This is a genomic window from Salinigranum rubrum (assembly GCF_002906575.1).
Classification (GTDB): Archaea; Halobacteriota; Halobacteria; order Halobacteriales; family Haloferacaceae; genus Salinigranum; species Salinigranum rubrum.
On the sequence record NZ_CP026310.1, the window covers coordinates 70,099 to 88,196 of the forward strand.

An 18,098-nucleotide genomic window follows, 5' to 3' on the forward strand; every position below is an offset into this window, starting at 1 on the left:
CACCTGGTCATTAAAAAAACCGCGAACGAAAGAACCAGTTCCGCTGGTCAGTCGGCCTTCAATTCTAGCCGCGCCGGTACGCGAGCAACGCCGCGCCGAAAAGCGCGACGAGTGCCACGACACTACCGAACCCAGGCATTGAGGTAGATGTCGTCTGCGTCGGCGTACTGGGCTCAGGAGTCTCTGTCGGCGTACTGGGCTCAGCCGTTTCTGTTGGCGTGCTAGGCTCAGGCGTCTCCGTCGGTGTCTCCGTCACGGGCGTCTCCGACGGCGTGTTGAGCACATTGACTAACTCGAACTCAACCGTGGCCGAAGTCTCATCGTCGGTCGCTCGCAGTGTGTACGTCCCGGTTTCGACGTCAGACAGGTCGAGTGACGCTGACCACTCGTTAGCCGTTCCGTTGACCTCCGTGTCTGTCGAGGTGACTACGTTGTCATTCGCATCTAAGACTTCGATGAAGACGACAGTTTCGTCTTCGCGGTTTGAGGTGCCCGAGACGGTAACCTCTCCTTGAGCGACCTGTCCGTCAGTGGTGAAGTCCTCGACTGAGAGCTGCGGGTTCTCTGCCTGGAGCGTCAGCTCGATTACTTGGTCATCCACGCCTGCGCCTGTGTACGCTTCTTTGATGATCGCGACAGCTTGCTGTGGTACTTCATCGCCGGTGATTTCACCGCCGACGTTCGCATTGTCGGCATTCTCCGCGGCATAGGTTCCGTCTCGGCCTTCACCCACGACGATGAACGTATGCGTGCCACGGTCATCGATGCCGTCGAATTCCTCGCTGAACTCTTCATCGTCGACGTCGGCTGAAACGAATTGGACGTTCCCGCGCGGCCCAACCTTGTAGATTCGGATATTGTTACCCTGTCCGAGCGCCGTGCCCGACACGGTGACGCCATCACCAACGTTGGCAGCAATTTGCTGACTCGACAGCTGTGCGGTTAGATCACCCTCAACCGACCGCACGTCGAAGGCTGCCTCAGTTTCGAGATCGCCGAACTCGTTGTCCGTGAGTGTCTCGGGGAACTGGTCGTTGGAATTAAGCGCTTCTTCGTTAACGATTGCGAGACGGTAGCTGTTGGGGATGTGGAGTGGGCTTGACGCGGTCAGTTCGAGAACAAATCTTCCGTCGGTGTCGATGTCGACGGGATTCTCGTCACCTTCGAGACGCTCCCAATCATCGTCGATGCGGGCATAGGCTGCAACCTCGTCGGATTCGATAGCCGTGCCTTCGACGGTGAAGTCCTCACTGACCCGGACGACGTCCGGTGCGGACGTGATGTTGATCGACTGTTCCTCAACTGAGAGTTCGGTGCTATCCTCGGCAGTAGTGTTGATATCTGTTCCTGGTGCTAGTTCCACGTCGATAGTGTCGGTGTCGAGGTGTGTGGTCTGGATGCGAGCCGAAGCCTCGCCGTCGTCACCGAGCGCGAGTGCGGCAGCAACCCATTCCGTGCCCTCGTCATCGGTCGCGTTGGTTACACCGGGCGGATTCTCAACGTCACCGGTCTGTGGGAAGACGTCGTTCGGGTCACTGTAACTGTCCAGCAGGGCGCTCCGCTCAATACGGATGTGAACCGTCTCACCAGGGTTGCCGGTTGCAGTGGCGACTACCGAGTCACCCTGTGTGGCTGTCGTTTGGCCCAACGTGAGGGTATTCTCCTGATCAGTGATGGTGAACGTAACGGAACGTGTGGTCCCGTCAAGGTCATCTTCACCTTCAACCGTCAGTGTGTATTCGCCTGAATCGAGGTCGGTGAGACCGGTGAGGGTGGCAACGTCATCAGAGGTTTCCAATTCAAGATCGGTACCGAGCTGATCTTGAATCTCGAAACCATCCTCGTCTTCGACCGTAATCGTGACGTTTTCGTACTGTGCGAAGTTCCACTCAGCGGTCACGTTCAGCGTGTCCTGGTCGTTTGTAACGGTGCTATTGGTCACGTCAGCACCGTTCGGGATTTCCAACGTGACATCCGAGATTTCGGGTTCTTGAACGCTGACGAGGAGCTGGCCGTCGGACTGATTGGAGTAGCCACCCTGTTCGAAGCCGTTGGATGTCGTTACATCGGCACTCTCGAGATTATTGACGCTTGCGAGTCCTCCGTCTGCCTCGCCAGCAACACCGATGAAGCTGGTTGTGAGGCCGGGGACCTCAGAGAGATTGACGTCTTCATCTCCAAGGTATACTGTTGTGGGTGCCGTGTTTCCGGCGAAGTTGTTTTGCGCACTGGCTGTACCGGCGAACGTGATGGTTCCTCCGAAAATGGAGGTCACCATCAGCGCTGTAAGTACGATCGCGCGTAACTTGTCGTTGGGACCGATCATGATTGTGTGGAGTGCGAGTTAACAACGCACCTTTCGTCCACTCGTCGAACGCGGTACAGTGGAGGTACTCAGCTACGCTGTAATGGGAAGGGACCCGCCAAGATTTGAACGGGTCTTACATATATGCCTTGTGCGGTCAGAGATTTTATGATACCGTTGGTACTGAGAGCTTCTCTCATAGAGTCCGTAAACCGGTCCTCACACGGTCTCTAATCACAACAACCCTTCCGGGTGCAGCGGTGAGCACGTATTGCTCACGAACACTCTCGGAGATGACGGACGAATCGACGAGCGCTCACTTCCTCACCACAATCCGGGCACTTACGAAGCGGATCCTTGCCAGCGTCTTCAGGGGCCTGTTGATGCGACTTGATCCCATGTTCCGCCGCGCACTGCTTCCACGCCTTTACCCACTCTTCGTCGTAATCCGCTGCGATACGGCGCGTGATAGAGCTCTGTGATAACTCCGTGAGCCACTCAGCATTCGCTGCAACCCAGGTTTCGACAACTACAACGGGGTTATGACTCGGTAAATATACCACTGGGGCTGCTTTCGCCGACCCGAACAAGCCACGTCGAGGCGAAAATACCCTGACTGTGGGGTCACGAGTAACAACCCAGTCCTCTACAGGCACTTCCGGTCGCGGTGTCGGTCCGTGTTCTTCCAGATAGGCCTTGAGCTTGTCTCCCCCTGACTGTTCTTCCGACGAACCCATATTCGAACATGCACCTTTGAGTGAATAAATCCCCTCTCCGGAGTCTATTTTCGTCCTTTGACGAACCGCGATAAGCAATCCACCTACTACTTTTTGACGTCCCACTCTACAGAACCGGAAAGTGCTTCGGCGGTTGCCTTTCTAAGGAAAACCCCGTTCTCTCGAACTTTCGCTGATTCACCCGTCACAGTCTCAATAAGCACCGCAAGCGACTGTAAGTACGTTTGGGATCGTTCTTCTCGGATGTCGATTGTCCCTTTCTCACTCACCGACCCGCGGAGCGCAACGTACAATTCGACGAACTCTCGTTGGCATTCAGGATGGTTTGAGAGATGTTCAGGAATCGTAAACTCTGCTTCCGTCTTCCGACCTTTCGGAACTCCAAGTACGTAGAGAGCCCTCCCCAGCAGGAGATTATGTTCTGCTGGTTCGATCATCGTGGCCCGCTGTGGGTCGTTCTCGCTCACCAATTTCGTCTTCCCACAGAGGACTTCAAATGCTGTTTCGATGCTATTGCGGGTCGCATCGTCCAAATCGTCATCAATTGTGATCCGTACCTCAAACGACTGCGAAAGTGTTCCGCCACTGAGAATTCCTGCGATGATGAGATTGAACGCTCGCCCGATTTCGGAGTTCCATGAAGCGTCGAACCAGCCCAGCGCGTCCGCCGTTTCGATCTGCCTCACTACTGTCTGTTTACGTCCGTTGTACCATCGTTTCACCCGGTTTGGAGGCAAGCCGAAGGTGGTTGCTGCATCGGTCCAGGTTGCTTCCGGGTTTCGATCAGCGTACTCTACGACCAGTAAATACTGGTCAACGGCCTCCCATCCACTCTCGAACCCCTGTGGTGAATAGGTGTTCGCGAGCGCCTGCGGGGAGAGGACGGAATCAGTCATTACGCCGGAACTGTACGTGGAGGATGAAATGGCTACGGATTCCATTGTTAATCATAACCGGTCGGGATTCACAACACCGGGAGATACTGGCTGATTCGGCGTACTTGTAATTTTGAGATTTCACTCACGCCTCTCGCTCTCAGACCTGAACCAGCGATCACTCGATCTGTGTGGGGTGTCCAACGAAACTCCGATTACCAACCAACGAGATTGGGTAGTTTGATGGGCTCAAAACGACTGGTGGTTCCATTGTGTTCTAAGCCGCTTCGGTGGCTTATTGTAGCTGCTGTAGTAATTACCATCTTGATCTTTTCAGTGGTGACTCCTCCGGTAAATATGCAATCTCCAGGCCAATCAGACAAAGTGCTTCACTTTCTCGCGTACTTTGGCCTCGCTGGAACACTCGCGTACGCAACAATTGAATTTCAGGCACGTCCCCGACTCAGGACACTTGTCGTTTTTGGCGGCGCATTCGGTGTCGGGCTAGGGATTGAAATTCTTCAAGGAACTCTTTCGTACCGATTCTTCACCATCGGCGATATAGTGGCAAACAGTCTGGGTGCGGGTTTGATGCTTTTGTGGTTACCACTCGAACAGTACATAGAATACATTCCTCTGAGAGATTACGTCTCTGTAACAGAGGGATGATTTTAAATTAAGATTCAGTTGGTATCCGGTGTGATGTTATCAGTCAACAGAGAACCATCATTGAGAATAACAATTCAATCTAGCTCTTTTATCGGCTTATCGTAACAATCGATATTGTTTATGAATATCTACTGCTTACTAACAGTCACAACCATGGCATTCTTTACAATGTCGTCCACTGCTCTGATACATGTCTGAGTTGGGGACGCGGGTGCGTATTGCTGCACACAAGTCGGCCGTCGGAGCACTACTCTCCAGCGTGAGTGAGAGTCGATTCGTCTCACTGATACAAGATTCGAGTGTTCAACTTGGACACATCATTCGACGCTCGTACCTCTATCGGTGGCTAGCAACAGAGCCTGGGCGCGAGGTCGTTGTCATCGACCTTTACGAGACATGGACCGCCGGGCCTATGCTTAGACTGACTAATCAAATTGTTAACCGCCTTACTCCCTACTGGAGGCGATCAGCACTTAGCCGTGGTCTCAAGCGAGTAATGACTGGGGTGGAACAGGCGGCCGAGACGCGAGCCGGTCAGTTAATCACGCGAGTACTTTTTCCACCCTCGGATTCTGGGACTCCCGATAAGGAACACCGCTCAGAGTGACTCATTTATTTTTATAACGTGGACCGGAGTGATTTTTGACAGATTAGACAGATGAGGCTGTTTAGCTGAATATCTAACCGTATCAACCAATTTCCCCCACTTGATTTACACCCGTCATGAGCCGAACAGGCAGTAACTCTGTTCCGGAACGGTTTTGCGTGTTCCACAATTGGGTCTGCGTAACGTTCACTATGTTGGGTGGTGGCTGATGGAGATACTTGATGAGGATGGCAATCTACTTGGAGTCGTCAACATTGTTGACGCATTCGTAATTATATTCATTCTTGCGGTCATCATAGGCGGCGTTACACTCGTGTTTGGTGAGGATAACGCTGATGAGGAGCCAACTCTTGGGACGACTCACGTTACGCTTGATTTTGGCACTCAACCGGCATTCATCGCCTCGGAAATCAATACTGGAGATACCTACTCTGCAGGCGGAAACAGCCAGCTCACGCTGACTGATGTTTACTTTGCGTCACAGGGTAACGGTACCCGTATTATCGCTCGTGCAGCACTACAGGCCCCTGTAAGTGGTGACAGCATTTCGTATAGCGATGCACCCCCACGGCTTGGCCGAACGCTCGAGGTCACGACCGACCGATATCAAGTGAGTGGACAGATCCAGTCAGTTGGGCAGAATGAGTCCCTTGTACGCGAGGATTCAGCTGTGGTGCTGGAGAGTGTAATGGGAACTGCGGAGGCTCGTGAGGTGACGGCGGGAGATCAAGTGCGACTCGGTGGACGAACTGTCGCAACTATTGAGAACGTAAATAAATTTGCTACACAAGACCCCGATCAAACGCGTCTCGTGGTCGGGGTGTCCTTGCAGACCCTCGCATTGAATGGGCAACAACAATTCGGGACGACCCCGATTCAGCAGGGCACAGCAATTATGCTTGACACCGGCGAGTACACCTTCTCGGGCCCAATTCAGCGTGTAGGGACTTCGCAACCACTTGAATCAGTTACCACTCGAACAGTAAAAGTTCAGATGAGCGATATTCGGGAAGAACGGGCCAGTGCAATTCAGCCAGGGATGACTGAGCAGAACGGTGACTTGACTACTGCACGGGTGACTGACGTGGAAATAAGACCTTCACCCATGATCTTGACCGCGGACAACGGGTCGGTGAACGTCGCCGAGCATCCTGTCAACCGAGATGTGGTGATTACTATGGAGCTACGAATGCAGGAGACGAGAAACGGTGTTAGATTCAAGGGCCAGTCGTTACGTCAGGGCAGTACCGTCGTTTTCGACCTCGGGACGATTAGTATCGAAGCATCCGTTGTCAATGTTAGTGCCTAGCTGGGAAGCGGTATCCGTCCGATACGGTATGGGCAGTGGGAGGTCAGTTTACAACCAAAGCTGGACATTGAATTCACTCCACTACCGTGTAGGAACTAATCACACGGGTTTGTTTGAGCCCATACAGTCGCTTGATTATTACTCTCCAAAAATGAGATGGTGTGAGGCAAATCAACCGTGAGCAATCTCTCTGTACTACTTCCAGTAGCTGCCACAAGTGATACAGATGGGTTACGGCGAGCTCATCGAAGTGTTACTGAACAAACCTCGCCTCCCGACGAGATCGTCTTAGTAACGAATCAGCCGCTCACAGATGATGTTGAGACTGCGATTAACAATATAGTTGCCATGAACTCAAATAGTCGCCACGAACACATTCCTGGTGCCCGGGGATTAGGTGGTGTACTTGAATCTGGTCTCGAAAAGTGCTCCAAACCATTTGTTGCACGAATGGACGCTGATGATATAGCGAAACCCGAGCGATTTGCTGATCAGCTTGTCGTCCTCAGAGAAACAGGAGCTGATATTGTTGGGTCTCACCTTGCGGAATTTCGTGACGACCCTGAGCGGCCAGAGCGGATACGTAAGGTGCCAGTGACACATGATGAAATTGCTGGGTGGATGCCGTGGCGGTGTCCAATGAACCATCCCACAGTGATGTTTGATCGCGAAGCCGTTCTTGACGTGGGAGGGTATCGTACTTTTCCGATGATGGAGGACTGGGATTTGTGGGCCCGATGTCTCGCTGCTGGACTTCGATTCCGAAACTTGGATCGGGTGTTAGTCCACGCAAAGATCTGTGGTCTCAACGACCGTAGAGGCGGTTTAGACTATGTGCGTGCTGAGGTCCGGATGGCACAGGAACTTCGAAAACTGGGTATTTCATCTCGACGTGATATGATACGACATCTCAGTCTTCGCGGTCCACCGCGGCTGTTACCACCGAAACTCCGTGAGAGAGTCTATCAGAGGTTCGCCCGGTGATGGTTATGTTCTCCTAACCGGTTCCAGATCCGTTATTTAAGACGGAGTTTCCCAACCGGAGCAGTGTTCGACCGACCGAAAATTTGAAATCACATCTTATATCCGAGTGTCTTGAGACGCTCATCAACCTCGTAAGCGTGTAACGTATCTCTTGCGCGATGAGGCTGTTCGGCGATTATCTCCTTCCGTATCCCGCTCGTATGTATGTGCCATGGGACGTTGGTTAGAATCTCGCTCCAGATTCCGGCTGGATGACCATATTCACGGATAGGGATGTACTCATGACGCTCTCCAAGCATTTCGCCATGATCGGCAGTTACTGCCGTCTTTCCCTGTAAGTCTGGAAGGAGGTTTTCGACGGCTTTGAGGACATGGTCGACGTTTTCACTGTACGCTTCCATTACCAGGTCCCGTGTGGATGCAGGTTCGTTTTGGACGACTTCCCGAAGGGAGGAAGAGTTGGTTTGGAAGTATTTCTTCCCCGTTGGCCCTACGAACGGATGGTGTGGTTGGATATAGTGGACAATTAGTCGCTTATTGGGGTATTTTTCGTTAGCCTGCCTCGCCACGTTCGTAATGGTATCTGCCAATACAATATTATGTTCCGGGTCAGAATACTTTCGCTCAGGACTACTCAGCAGGTCAATGAGATCGTGTACTTCTGCGTTAATTTCGTCTTTTAACTTGAGAAACCAACTATTCGCAGTTACGTACACCGTGTCGTGAAGTTGACGATCCCGGAAGTTGTATTCGATGAATTCAGGTGTGCAGGAACCGAGTGTAGTCCGCGAATAGAGCTCTCCGGGGAGTTCAGACTGCCGCTCAAAGAAGTCATATCGACAGGCATCAAGAATAAGAAGATTATCCCAATCCTTTTCAAAAATCGATTGGCCATCGGGATTACTGCCGTGGCGTCCGAATGATGAGTGTAGTAGTTGGTTAAGCTCACGGAGAACAAGCTCTGGTTCCTTTGTCGCTCGCTTTAGACCTGATAGATTGTAAGCATCCATGAGTAATAGATCTTTAATCTTGAGTTCGAGTGGTTAATTCGTTGTGAAGCATGGTATATAACCTTAAAAATGATTTTTCTAACAGATCTGAATATACGTGATTGATGTTGAATTGAAATGGCCTGTTGAGAGTTCTTTGCGGACAATACATCACTTCACCAAGGTTCCGATGCTGCTCAGTATAATGTTTTCGTTCGAATAATTTCGTTTGTAATGCCCATGAATCATAATGCTTAATCAATTTCGCGGTGTCATGAGGTGATAATGGATGTTGACGTTTCGTTGTTCGTGCAGACTCTTGAGATCGGGGGGCTCAACGAGTTGTGGTGAATCTGGCTAATGGATTTGCGTCAGCGGGTTATACAACGGACCTAGTGCTCGTGACAAAGTCTGGTGAACTTCTTTCGGAAGTGAGTGAAACGGTCCGGACTGTTGACTTAGGAGCGAGTAGAACGGCTACGAGTATTCCACAGCTCCGTCAGTATCTCCGAAATGTATCACCGTCAACGATGATTTCGGCGATGACCCACACAAACGTCGCTGCTTTGATTGCAAACGGCCTCGCTGGTGGCTCTACCAATATGATTGTTACCGAGCACGGTGACTTCGTCAAACGGTACAAGTACATGACTGAAGGTAGGAAGGAACGGTTTGTGGCCGCTATCGCGGGACTTCTCTACCCTAGAGCCGACTGTGTAGTAGCGAACTCACAAACGGTGAAAAACGGGATTGTAAACAATACAAGGGTGTCCGAGAGCTCTGTCTACGTGATTCCAAATCCGGTCGTCACAGACGATTTGAAACGGCAAAAGGAACTACCGGTAGACGAATGGTTTGAACAACTTGACGAACCGATTATAATCAGCGTGGGTCGTCTTGTCCCGAAGAAGGATTACCCGACACTACTCCAGGCGTTCAGGCAACTCCGCGAAAATACGGCGGCAACACTGGTAATCATCGGTGACGGACGGTCACGACCCGATTTAGAAGCGCTTGCTGATGAGCTAGGTATCAATGATTACGTCGTGTTCGCCGGTGAGTTGCAAAACCCCTTCCCATACATGTCACAATCTTCTGTATTTGCGCTGCCCTCAGCAACTGAGGCTTTCGGGAACGTCATTGTTGAAGCGATGGCGTGTGGCTGTCCCGTTGTCGCCACGCGAAGTTCAACCGGTCCTGTCAAAATACTAAACAACGGTGAATACGGTCGGCTAACGCCTGTCGGTGACGCAAACGCTATGGCTGAAGCCCTCCGAGCTGAGTTAGCTGCACCCACTTCGAAATCGGCCTTACAAGCGCGTGCGATGGATTTCTCTATTGATGCCGTTCTCCCTCTGTTTGAGAAACTCATTTGAAACGCTAAGCAGTCACTCGTCGACGGAGCGATGCTGGCAACATGAGCAGTCCGCACCCGTACCACGCACGAATACTGCCAGGTGAAGCCCTTACTGCAGCAAGAAAACGACGTCCAGCCTGCAGTCTTTGACCTTGATCCAGCAGTAACCGTCCGGCCATGTATTGGTACATCGATCGTTCTTTGGCAGGACGGGATTCTTGACTGACTTTTTCGGCTGCCTGAGCAATACGTTCGTCTAACGGTGTGTCTTCTTCGGCCATTTCACCGGCATATGCGGCGTAAACACTCTTAAGCTGGTCACGCCTGAATTTTTCAGGTGAGATACGATACTCGAGCAGTTGCTCTGGAAGCACATACAAAAACTGTGGACCGTATTCTCGTGCCATCCGAACCCAGAGGTCGAGATCTTGTGCGTATCTGAAGGCTGGTCTGTAACCGTCTAACGCACGGACGGAGTCTCGTCGTATCATCACCGATGGGTGGGCAACTCTAGGACCTTCTTGTTGCATTGTATCAGGGTCACGCTCACCAGAGGGGAAATTCCGGTCACCGAAATACTCCCCATTCATACCGATAACGCGAATATCACAGCCGACAACATGAACATCGGGATTCATCTCGAGAAACTCGACCTGACGCTCGAACCGCTCCGGTAGCGATCTGTCATCAGCATCCATCCGTGCGATGTATTTGCCGTTGGCCGCCTCAATCCCTCTGTTTAGAGTCGCTGGAAGCCCCTGGTTTGTCTCGTTGGTAAAATGTTCGACTCGGTCATCTAGATTCGCATACCGTTCAATGATTTCTGGTGTTCTGTCGGTTGATCCGTCGTCTATAATCAAGAACTCGAAGTCCTCGAAAGTCTGATCAAGAATACTCTCGATAGCGGTTGATAGATATTTAGCGTCGTTGTATACGCCCATGACGACCGAAATCTCCAACGACGCCTCTGTCATCTATATTTCATCTTCGAAGTAGCTCTCGATGGTTTCCGGATGATCTTCACTGTATTCGTGCATCTCATATTGATGTTCATTAGGGCGCTCTCTATCGCCAAGTTCGTATCCTTCTTTGAATCGATCGGGGTCCAACGACTCAATCTTGTAGTGGTTGTAGGTCCCAATCGGCTCAGTATCGACATGGTGAATATATCGCTGGTCAGTCCAGCGACTTTCCAGTGACTGATCGGTCCGGGTTTCACCTTCAAGGATGAGATCCCTGGTTGGCTGAATCATTGTGTCAGAAAAGATCTTATGTGGCATATTGTTGTAGGTGCGCTGTTCATAGTCTGAAGTGTACCGACTGAATGAAGTGAAAAATGTTCGTTCTTCGGCCGTGAGAAGCCCGAAGTCAGTCTCCTCTGTTGTGAGTGAAAATTTGTCAATAGTTTCGTCGGAGTAGAACTGATCAGCATCGTAAGTCATGAACCATCGCCCAGGCTCCCACTTTGTTGACTGACTAATCATGTGTGTGAAAGTCAACGCTTGATTTAATCGATAGGCAGCTATCCGTGCAGATTTGTATGTCGTATTCATTCTTGGGACAGTAAACAGATTCCGCAGCGAAGAGTGGGCGTGTCCTCGGAGCATGGACAATACGCCCCTCGGCCGCCACGGTCTTTGCGCAGAAATCATAGTTGCGTTATCTCGACTTGAGACAAAATCCGCGATTATTTTTCTAGTTCCATCTGTTGAGCGATTCTTTCGCTTCGGATCGAAACAGCCATCACAGATTATCACCTCAACAGGGTTGATTCGACGAATCTGTTCGAGCGAGGGCTCAATCCACTGCCGCTCATTCCAATACGTCGCCAGGAGTATGATATCGTTCTGTGGTATCGTCATGAACCGTCCAAGTTGTTCCGAGTTTCAGTACCAGTGAGTGAGAATCTATTGTGAAACATGGCCGTTCCACGCTTTATATTATCTGAAATAGTTATCTTGCAGTTACGTATTGAACTCAGGATCCAAACTGGCGAACAAGTGGCTGTTCTGATAGCTTCTTGACCCACGATTGCTGACGTCGGATATCTTTCCAAGAGGCTTAACTGTGTCACTCGCAGTATAAGACACCGAAAGATGGATGACAGCTCATCTAACCTCGCTTTGCAGGAAGACATTGGTCTCTTCTGGACATCTACAGCGATTCTCATTATTCTCGCTGTATTCGGTGTAGGACTCGCTGGAGTCGCAGTTGGTCCGTTTGAGGTTCCTCCGTTCATCTTGTACTTGGTTGTTCACGTGATTCTAATGATTGCGTTAATAATCTCTCGTTCGGAGTATGTCCTCGATTTTCCGGGCCCCATGCTTACGCTACTCTTCTTCGCGATGTATGTACTCGTGAGTTCTCTTTGGGCGTCTGATACCGTGTTGGCGATGAAAGAGATGAGCCTCATCGTTACATCAATTCTGACAGGGTTGTTCGTATATTGGAGTGTCTCCAGCCGACAAGTACTCTCAAAATATCTCTCAGTCCTGAAACTCTTGGCACTCATTGGAATCGTGATTGCGGTAGTTGAGATCACGACGGGAGTGCATCTCCCTGTGAGCAAACGACACGGAACTGTGTCTTATTATACAAGTACTGCGTGGTACGTTAATGAAAACGACTTCAGTATGTTTCTGTCGATGGTCTCGTTTCTATTTTTCGCAAAAGGGCTGTCGGCCGAAAGCATCAGCAGCCGAGGACTCGGCATTGTGGCCTTCTTAGCGTGTTCGATTATTCTGATAGTGAATGATGCTCGGGCTTCACTACTGGCAGTTCTCGTCGTTGGCCTAATACTAATAGGCCTCCACTCCGGACGGAACGTGCTACGTCGATTAGTCTCCAAACCATTCCGGACGCCAGTGTTTACGGCCAGTGCATTGCTTGGGGCCTCTGCTTTCGTCGGTCTCGGCTTAATAATGTCAAACCCATTTAATTCTCAGTTTTCGTATTCACTATGGTTCCGTTGGCAAGCTCTGGAGGCAGGTGTCTTCTTACTGTTCAACACAGTCGTCGGAACTGGTGTCGGAAATTTCCCAATACAATGGAGCCAGATTAACATTCCCCCCGCTGTCGAGGCAAATGCACACAACTGGTTTGTAACCCTCATCAGTGAATACGGGTTCATCGGTAGTATACTGTTCCTATTAGCATACGGAAAATGTCTTGACGGTCTCCTCAGACAATACCTCCGCTATCGGGATCCTACGGCATTAGCACTCCTCGGCTCACTATTATCGTTCAGCCTTGCTGGACTCGGTCCAAGTGATTCAATGACGTTCCAAATCCAGTGGATTGTACTCGGACTGGCGATGGCCGTCATATTCCGTGTTCCAGGGTCAGATGTTACAGTCCCAGATTAATAATACCGGAGACGGAGAGTAAGCCGCTGACGGGTTGAACGTTCTAACCAGTCTCCGACGGAAAATTCGTCCCAGAATACCGACGAGATTATGAACTCCCATGCCTCACGAAGCGATACCTGCATTCTCCGATGTCTACTAGAAAATCTACCGACCTCTCACGAAGACGGAAGCTCAGCGCACTATTGGACATCGCACGGTACAATCCACGACTAACGACTCTGATCGTCGTTCTTGGTATTGTGGCGGCAATTCTTGAAGGAGTCGGACTCAGTTTCATTCTACCGATTATTGAACTGATTCAGGCCGAAGCTCCAGCTCAGAATGCGGATGGTCTGCTCCGTGTATTCATTAATGCCTATCAGATAGTCGGTATTCCGTTTACATTGGAGTTCATCGTTCTCGGAGTTGCGGCCATCATGACAATCCGATACACGATGACCTTTGTCGTCGCTTGGCTTCGAGAGGCGCTCCGCAACTATTACATCCGCGACTTACAGATACGGGCGTTCGAAGAAACTCTTGGAGTCGAAATTGACTACTTCGACGAGGAGGGGTCCGATGACATCCTTAACGCTCTAATTACGCAAACATACTACGCTGGCAATTCCATCGTTCACGCAGTAAACCTGTTACAATTGCTCTTCCTCTCTCTGGTCTATTTCGTGGTTGCTCTCACTCTTGCACCGATTCTCACTCTCGTCGCCGTCTGTATTCTCGGTGGAATTACACTTCTATTACGGTTCATTATTGAGCCTGGGTACGAGATTGGAAACCGAGTCGCCAAAGCGAACGAACGTCGCCAAGAAGCAGCACAAGCGGGAACTCAAGGGATTAGAGATGTCCGAATATTCGGTTTGGGGAACGAATTACGAACCGATTTCATTGAGGCAGTTGAGCAATACACTACGGCTCAAATATCTCTTCGGAGGAACGAAGCAGCAATAGACAATTTCTACAATTACGCAGTTGCGATCTTCATATTCGTCTTGATTTATCTGGCCTTCACTTTCGCAGAGCTCTCTTTTGGGCAGCTTGGACTCTTCCTTATTGCAATGTTCCGACTTGGACCGAAAGTGAGTGCTGTAAACCAAAAGTTCTACCAAGTTGAAAACAATCTTCCCCACCTTATCCGCACAAACGAGTTTATCGAAGAGCTTGAATCGAATCAAGAGAAAAATACTCCTGTACGGGAAGTTCCCTCGCAAATCAATCGTGTTACGTTTGACGACGTCACGTTTTCATATGCCGATGATGAAATGGTCCTGCGCGGTATCGACTTTGAGGTTACAAAAGGAGAGTTCGTCGCGTTTGTCGGCCAGTCTGGAGCGGGAAAATCGACCATTGTCGCTCTTCTAGCTCGACTCTACGAAGTAGATGGTGGTGAGATCCGAGCGAACGATATTCCTCTCAACGAGATGGATGTCAAAGAATGGCGCGAAAGAATCGCTGTCGTGAGACAGAATCCGTTCATATTCAATGACACACTTCGGTATAACCTCACAGTGGGAAAGCGAAACGCATCAAAGGAGGACCTAAACCGTGTTTGTCAGATTGCTCAAGTTGATGAATTCCTTTGCGATCTCCCGGAAGGGTATGATACTATCTTGGGCGATGAAGGTGTCCGTCTGTCTGGTGGGCAAAAACAGCGACTTGCTCTAGCACGTGCACTGCTGAAGGATGCGGACTTGTTGCTGTTGGATGAGGCGACGAGTGATTTGGATTCGAATCTGGAACGTGAGGTTCAGACCGGTATTGAATCCATGGAACGTGACTACGCCATCATCGCGATCGCCCACCGCTTGTCGACTATCGAGAATGCCGACCATATCTACACTGTAGAGGACGGGTTAATCACGGAAAGAGGCGATCATGACGACCTCGTCAGGAACGAAGGTAAGTATGCAGAAATGTATGAAGTTCAGTCAAAGTCTAGCTCATAATAATTGTGATCGCGCCGCTGGGTGCCATACAATCTAATTGTCAAGAATCGCGTCGAGCACTTCCTGATGATCAAGATACCACTCTATTGTTTCATCAATCCCTTCAGCGAATGAATACTTCGGGCTGTATCCTACGAGCTTGTTCGCACGTGAGATGTCGGCAATATATCGGCTTACTTCTCCGGTTCGGTTGGGTTCGACGTGAACGTCCACGTTTGCTCCAACCGCGTTGACGACCGTTCGCGCCAGTTCAAGCAATGACGTTCCCTCTCCAGAAGCGATGTTGAGGGTAGTTCCCTGAACTTTCTCGAAGGAGTCAACCACATCGGCGATGCCCGAAACACAGTCGTCAATATATGTGAAATCCAGCACTTTATCTGCGCCGTAGACTGTTAAGTCACGGCCATCGACAGCTTGTGCAATAAATAATGGAACGACTCGGTTTGAGTTGTCGTACCGACCGTAGACATTGGAGAATCGGAGAAGCGACGTGTTGATACCGTAGCATTTCTCGTACGCTTTTACCATTGCTTCACCACCGATTTTACTCGCGGTATACGGGGATTCACAGGAATCAGTATATGTGTCTTCTTCATCGTAGATTAGCTTCCCATTGTTTCCGTATACCTCTCGACTGCTTGAAAAGACGAAGTCTTGAACTCCGTTACGCCGAGCAAACTCCAGCATATTAAATGTCATATCGAAGTTGTCACGTGCTCTCTCAGGGTTGCGAACTAGTTGGTGAACACGGGCATTAGCGCTAAGGTGGACAACCATATCAACATCAGTTTCAAGATCCATGACCTCATCTTCATCACGGAGGTCGACGAGTTCGGTGACGTCGTCAACTCGGTCTGACCAGCGATTTTCAGTTACATCGACACCGTGGACGTCATAGCCCGAGTCTAACAAGCGAAGTACGAGCTCTGTTCCGACAGTTCCGCTTGACCCTGTCACGAGCACTGAATTGCGAGACATATCTCGCCAGAGAATTTCGGGTCATTAATTACTTCGGCTTTTGTGTTCGTCTCCCTATCCCGCCACTCTAAGAATGCGACTTTGAAGACAGCTGAATGCTCTGAATCTAGTCTCAATCAATGTACTACCAGTGCGCCATTTTGACGACTTGACGTAATCCATTTTTAGTGGGGCCTGTAAGACTCTCTGATGCCCATGCAGACTCCGATACAGTTTTTCACCGCAGTTCAGCTTTATATTCAATCTACTTGGGCGATATTCTCCGTGAAATGGAGGGTCAAGTAACGATGGCAGACGATGCACCTGCTGCCATCACATTCGGTGACGCCGATTACTTCGCGACTATTTCGAAATCAGTGGAAAAATTCCACTCGATCTACCCGACTGGGAAAGCATACGTATACGATTGGGGCCTCACTGAGGCTCAAAGAGAGGAGTTGCGTTCATACGGTCCCACCGAAGTGATTTCTTGGGGCTGGCGAGAAATGAGTCGTCACTACGTTCTTACGTTGGGTGAGTATCTTACAGGTTCTCCAGCGTGGCGCTGGGCTGAGTCCGTGCCAATTGCTGGGGGATTCCTTCGTGAGCGGGTAGCACCGTATGTACAGCGTGAGCGGTCTGAGTGGTATTATTGTCAAAAACCATATATGATTCGGGATTGTGTGGCCCGTGGATCGGGAAGAAAGCTTATTTTTCTAGACGGAGATGCAGTAATAATCAACGAACTCCCGATACTTGCCGATGATTCAGTTGATATCGGGGTTACACTCCGACCGCATGAAGAAATTGAAGCAGCTCGTGAACGAGGAGATTATCATGTTTTGAACGCTGGCGTGCTCATTTTCAACTGCTCCGCAGAGAAGGTGCACGCATTCACCTCAGAGTGGATTGATCGAATGCATGACTGTGACCTCCCACTTAGAGAACAAAGTAGCTTGAGCAAACTCATCCAATCTATCGATCCAAATATTTATCAAAATTTCGGGAATACGGGCGTTCTTTCGGTATCTGGGCAGAACATTCGAGTCAAAATCCTTGACATGCGTGAGTACAATTATAACTGGATAGAGGACGGATGGGATCGATCAAAGAACAGAATCCTTCACTTCAAGAGCGGGCGACATGATGAGGTTGGTGATTTACTTTCCGATTTGTAGGTAGAATTTGACTATTCTCCACCTGTACGTAGCCATTGTCGACAGATACATTATCACCTAGTACAAGTCGTTCGTCATGCCCTCTGAGGTTCGGAAGGCCTTCAAAATTCTCCGTTCGGACGGACTTATCCCTCTAGTACGCAAAGGCGTTCCCTTCGTCCATGATAATTATATCTCCTCACACTTACCGCGTGCTGTCGTGCAATACAACGGTGTAGCGGTGAAGGCTGGACGTCTATTTGATACATCGTTACCGTGGCGAGAGGGCCACCGACCACAGTTTGAATCCGGGCTAATATCTGCGATCTCACGGCATGTCTCATCAGGAGACGATGTTGTAATCGTCGGTGGGGGATGGGGTGTCACTGCTGTTGCTGCCGCTAAGCAGGTTGGTGATTCTGGGTCTGTAACAGTCTTTGAGGGTGCCAAACGCGAAGTAAAGAGAGTCAAAGAGACAGTGGCGCTCAATTCTGTGTCAGATATTGTTGAAGTTCATCATGCCATTGTTGGACCGGAGATCCATCTGAAATCTGCAGCAGGAGATCCCGCTCGTGTACCACCCGATCAGTTACCCCGTTGTGATGTCTTAGAACTAGATTGTGAAGGGTCTGAAATTGATATATTAAAAAATCTCTCTTCACGACCGGAGTACGTTTTTGTGGAAACACATGGTATTTACGAGGCTCCGACCGACGAGGTTAGAAAAGTTCTCGAAGAACTAGATTACGAAATCACTCACTGTGAGATTGGGGCTGAAGACTACCGTACTGATTGCGAGGAGTACGATATCTACGTTCTAACCGGGCAACGAATTTAAATAATA

13 protein-coding genes and 1 pseudogene are annotated in these 18,098 nt (G+C 50.1%); 8 read left to right on the forward strand and 6 right to left on the reverse strand.

What is annotated here, in order from left to right; genetic code table 11:
- Nucleotides 1-64 precede the first annotated feature (64 nt).
- Entirely contained in the window at nt 65-2,326 is a 2,262-nt protein-coding gene (locus C2R22_RS21370; RefSeq protein ID WP_103427820.1) for a surface glycoprotein, read from the reverse strand.
- Between the two features lie 802 nt (nt 2,327-3,128).
- Nucleotides 3,129-3,938, reverse strand: coding sequence for a hypothetical protein (locus tag C2R22_RS21380; RefSeq protein ID WP_103427822.1), 810 nt, complete (start codon nt 3,936-3,938; stop codon nt 3,129-3,131).
- A 336-nt stretch (nt 3,939-4,274) separates the two neighbouring features.
- On the opposite strand from C2R22_RS21380, the gene C2R22_RS27595 reads away from it, so the two are divergent.
- The 3 genes from C2R22_RS27595 (at nt 4,275) to C2R22_RS27600 (ending at nt 7,486) form a co-directional block, all read left to right on the forward strand.
- A complete protein-coding gene (locus C2R22_RS27595) occupies nt 4,275-4,586 on the forward strand; it encodes a VanZ family protein (RefSeq protein ID WP_173862842.1) in 312 nt (103 codons plus the stop codon).
- An 815-nt stretch (nt 4,587-5,401) separates the two neighbouring features.
- Nucleotides 5,402-6,502 carry a DUF4330 family protein gene (locus tag C2R22_RS21385; RefSeq protein WP_103427823.1) on the forward strand — a complete coding sequence of 367 codons (1,101 nt, stop codon included), beginning with the start codon at nt 5,402-5,404 and terminating at the stop codon, nt 6,500-6,502.
- A gap of 177 nt (nt 6,503-6,679) precedes the next feature.
- Entirely contained in the window at nt 6,680-7,486 is an 807-nt protein-coding gene (locus C2R22_RS27600; protein ID WP_103427824.1) for a glycosyltransferase, read from the forward strand.
- Nucleotides 7,487-7,575: 89 nt separating this feature from the next.
- On the opposite strand, the gene C2R22_RS21395 is transcribed toward C2R22_RS27600, so the two are convergent.
- Complete coding sequence (locus C2R22_RS21395; RefSeq protein WP_216824871.1) at nt 7,576-8,496, reverse strand: LTA synthase family protein; 921 nt, start codon at nt 8,494-8,496, stop codon at nt 7,576-7,578.
- A gap of 320 nt (nt 8,497-8,816) precedes the next feature.
- Between C2R22_RS21395 and C2R22_RS27275 the strand changes: the two are divergent.
- Nucleotides 8,817-9,851, forward strand: a pseudogene (locus C2R22_RS27275) (glycosyltransferase); the annotation flags it as partial.
- A gap of 4 nt (nt 9,852-9,855) precedes the next feature.
- Here the strand turns inward: C2R22_RS27275 and C2R22_RS21405 are convergent.
- Both C2R22_RS21405 and C2R22_RS21410 read right to left on the reverse strand, forming a co-directional pair.
- Complete coding sequence (locus C2R22_RS21405) at nt 9,856-10,806, reverse strand: glycosyltransferase family 2 protein (RefSeq protein ID WP_103427826.1); 951 nt, start codon at nt 10,804-10,806, stop codon at nt 9,856-9,858.
- Nucleotides 10,807-11,274: a hypothetical protein gene (locus tag C2R22_RS21410; protein ID WP_103427827.1), complete on the reverse strand. Its 468-nt coding sequence runs from the start codon at nt 11,272-11,274 to the stop codon at nt 10,807-10,809.
- A gap of 654 nt (nt 11,275-11,928) precedes the next feature.
- Between C2R22_RS21410 and C2R22_RS25335 the strand changes: the two genes are divergently transcribed.
- Complete coding sequence (locus tag C2R22_RS25335; protein ID WP_162562597.1) at nt 11,929-13,197, forward strand: O-antigen ligase family protein; 1,269 nt, start codon at nt 11,929-11,931, stop codon at nt 13,195-13,197.
- 131 nt (nt 13,198-13,328) lie between these two features.
- On the forward strand, nt 13,329-15,140 hold the full coding sequence (locus C2R22_RS21415; RefSeq protein WP_103427828.1) for an ABC transporter ATP-binding protein: 1,812 nt from the start codon (nt 13,329-13,331) through the stop codon (nt 15,138-15,140).
- Between the two features lie 33 nt (nt 15,141-15,173).
- Here the strand turns inward: C2R22_RS21415 and C2R22_RS21420 are convergent, their stop codons facing one another.
- Nucleotides 15,174-16,118, reverse strand: a complete 945-nt coding sequence (locus tag C2R22_RS21420) for an NAD-dependent epimerase/dehydratase family protein (protein ID WP_103427829.1) — start codon at nt 16,116-16,118, stop codon at nt 15,174-15,176.
- A gap of 287 nt (nt 16,119-16,405) precedes the next feature.
- Here C2R22_RS21420 and C2R22_RS25340 point away from each other — a divergent pair, with 287 nt between their 5' ends.
- Nucleotides 16,406-17,275 carry a hypothetical protein gene (locus C2R22_RS25340; RefSeq protein WP_162562598.1) on the forward strand — a complete coding sequence of 290 codons (870 nt, stop codon included), beginning with the start codon at nt 16,406-16,408 and terminating at the stop codon, nt 17,273-17,275.
- Between the two features lie 199 nt (nt 17,276-17,474).
- Entirely contained in the window at nt 17,475-18,092 is a 618-nt protein-coding gene (locus C2R22_RS21425) for an FkbM family methyltransferase (protein WP_162562599.1), read from the forward strand.
- Nucleotides 18,093-18,098 lie beyond the last annotated feature (6 nt).

Coding starts and splice junctions, on each gene's coding strand:
- C2R22_RS21370 (WP_103427820.1), bottom strand. CDS start 2,326: ATGATCGGTCCCAACGACAAGTTACGCGCGATCGTACTTACAGCGCTG.
- C2R22_RS21380 (WP_103427822.1), bottom strand. CDS start 3,938: ATGACTGATTCCGTCCTCTCCCCGCAGGCGCTCGCGAACACCTATTCA.
- C2R22_RS27595 (WP_173862842.1), top strand. CDS start 4,275: ATGCAATCTCCAGGCCAATCAGACAAAGTGCTTCACTTTCTCGCGTAC.
- C2R22_RS21385 (WP_103427823.1), top strand. CDS start 5,402: ATGGAGATACTTGATGAGGATGGCAATCTACTTGGAGTCGTCAACATT.
- C2R22_RS21395 (WP_216824871.1), bottom strand. CDS start 8,496: ATGGATGCTTACAATCTATCAGGTCTAAAGCGAGCGACAAAGGAACCA.
- C2R22_RS21405 (WP_103427826.1), bottom strand. CDS start 10,806: ATGACAGAGGCGTCGTTGGAGATTTCGGTCGTCATGGGCGTATACAAC.
- C2R22_RS21410 (WP_103427827.1), bottom strand. CDS start 11,274: ATGACTTACGATGCTGATCAGTTCTACTCCGACGAAACTATTGACAAA.
- C2R22_RS25335 (WP_162562597.1), top strand. CDS start 11,929: ATGGATGACAGCTCATCTAACCTCGCTTTGCAGGAAGACATTGGTCTC.
- C2R22_RS21415 (WP_103427828.1), top strand. CDS start 13,329: ATGTCTACTAGAAAATCTACCGACCTCTCACGAAGACGGAAGCTCAGC.
- C2R22_RS21420 (WP_103427829.1), bottom strand. CDS start 16,118: ATGTCTCGCAATTCAGTGCTCGTGACAGGGTCAAGCGGAACTGTCGGA.
- C2R22_RS25340 (WP_162562598.1), top strand. CDS start 16,406: ATGGCAGACGATGCACCTGCTGCCATCACATTCGGTGACGCCGATTAC.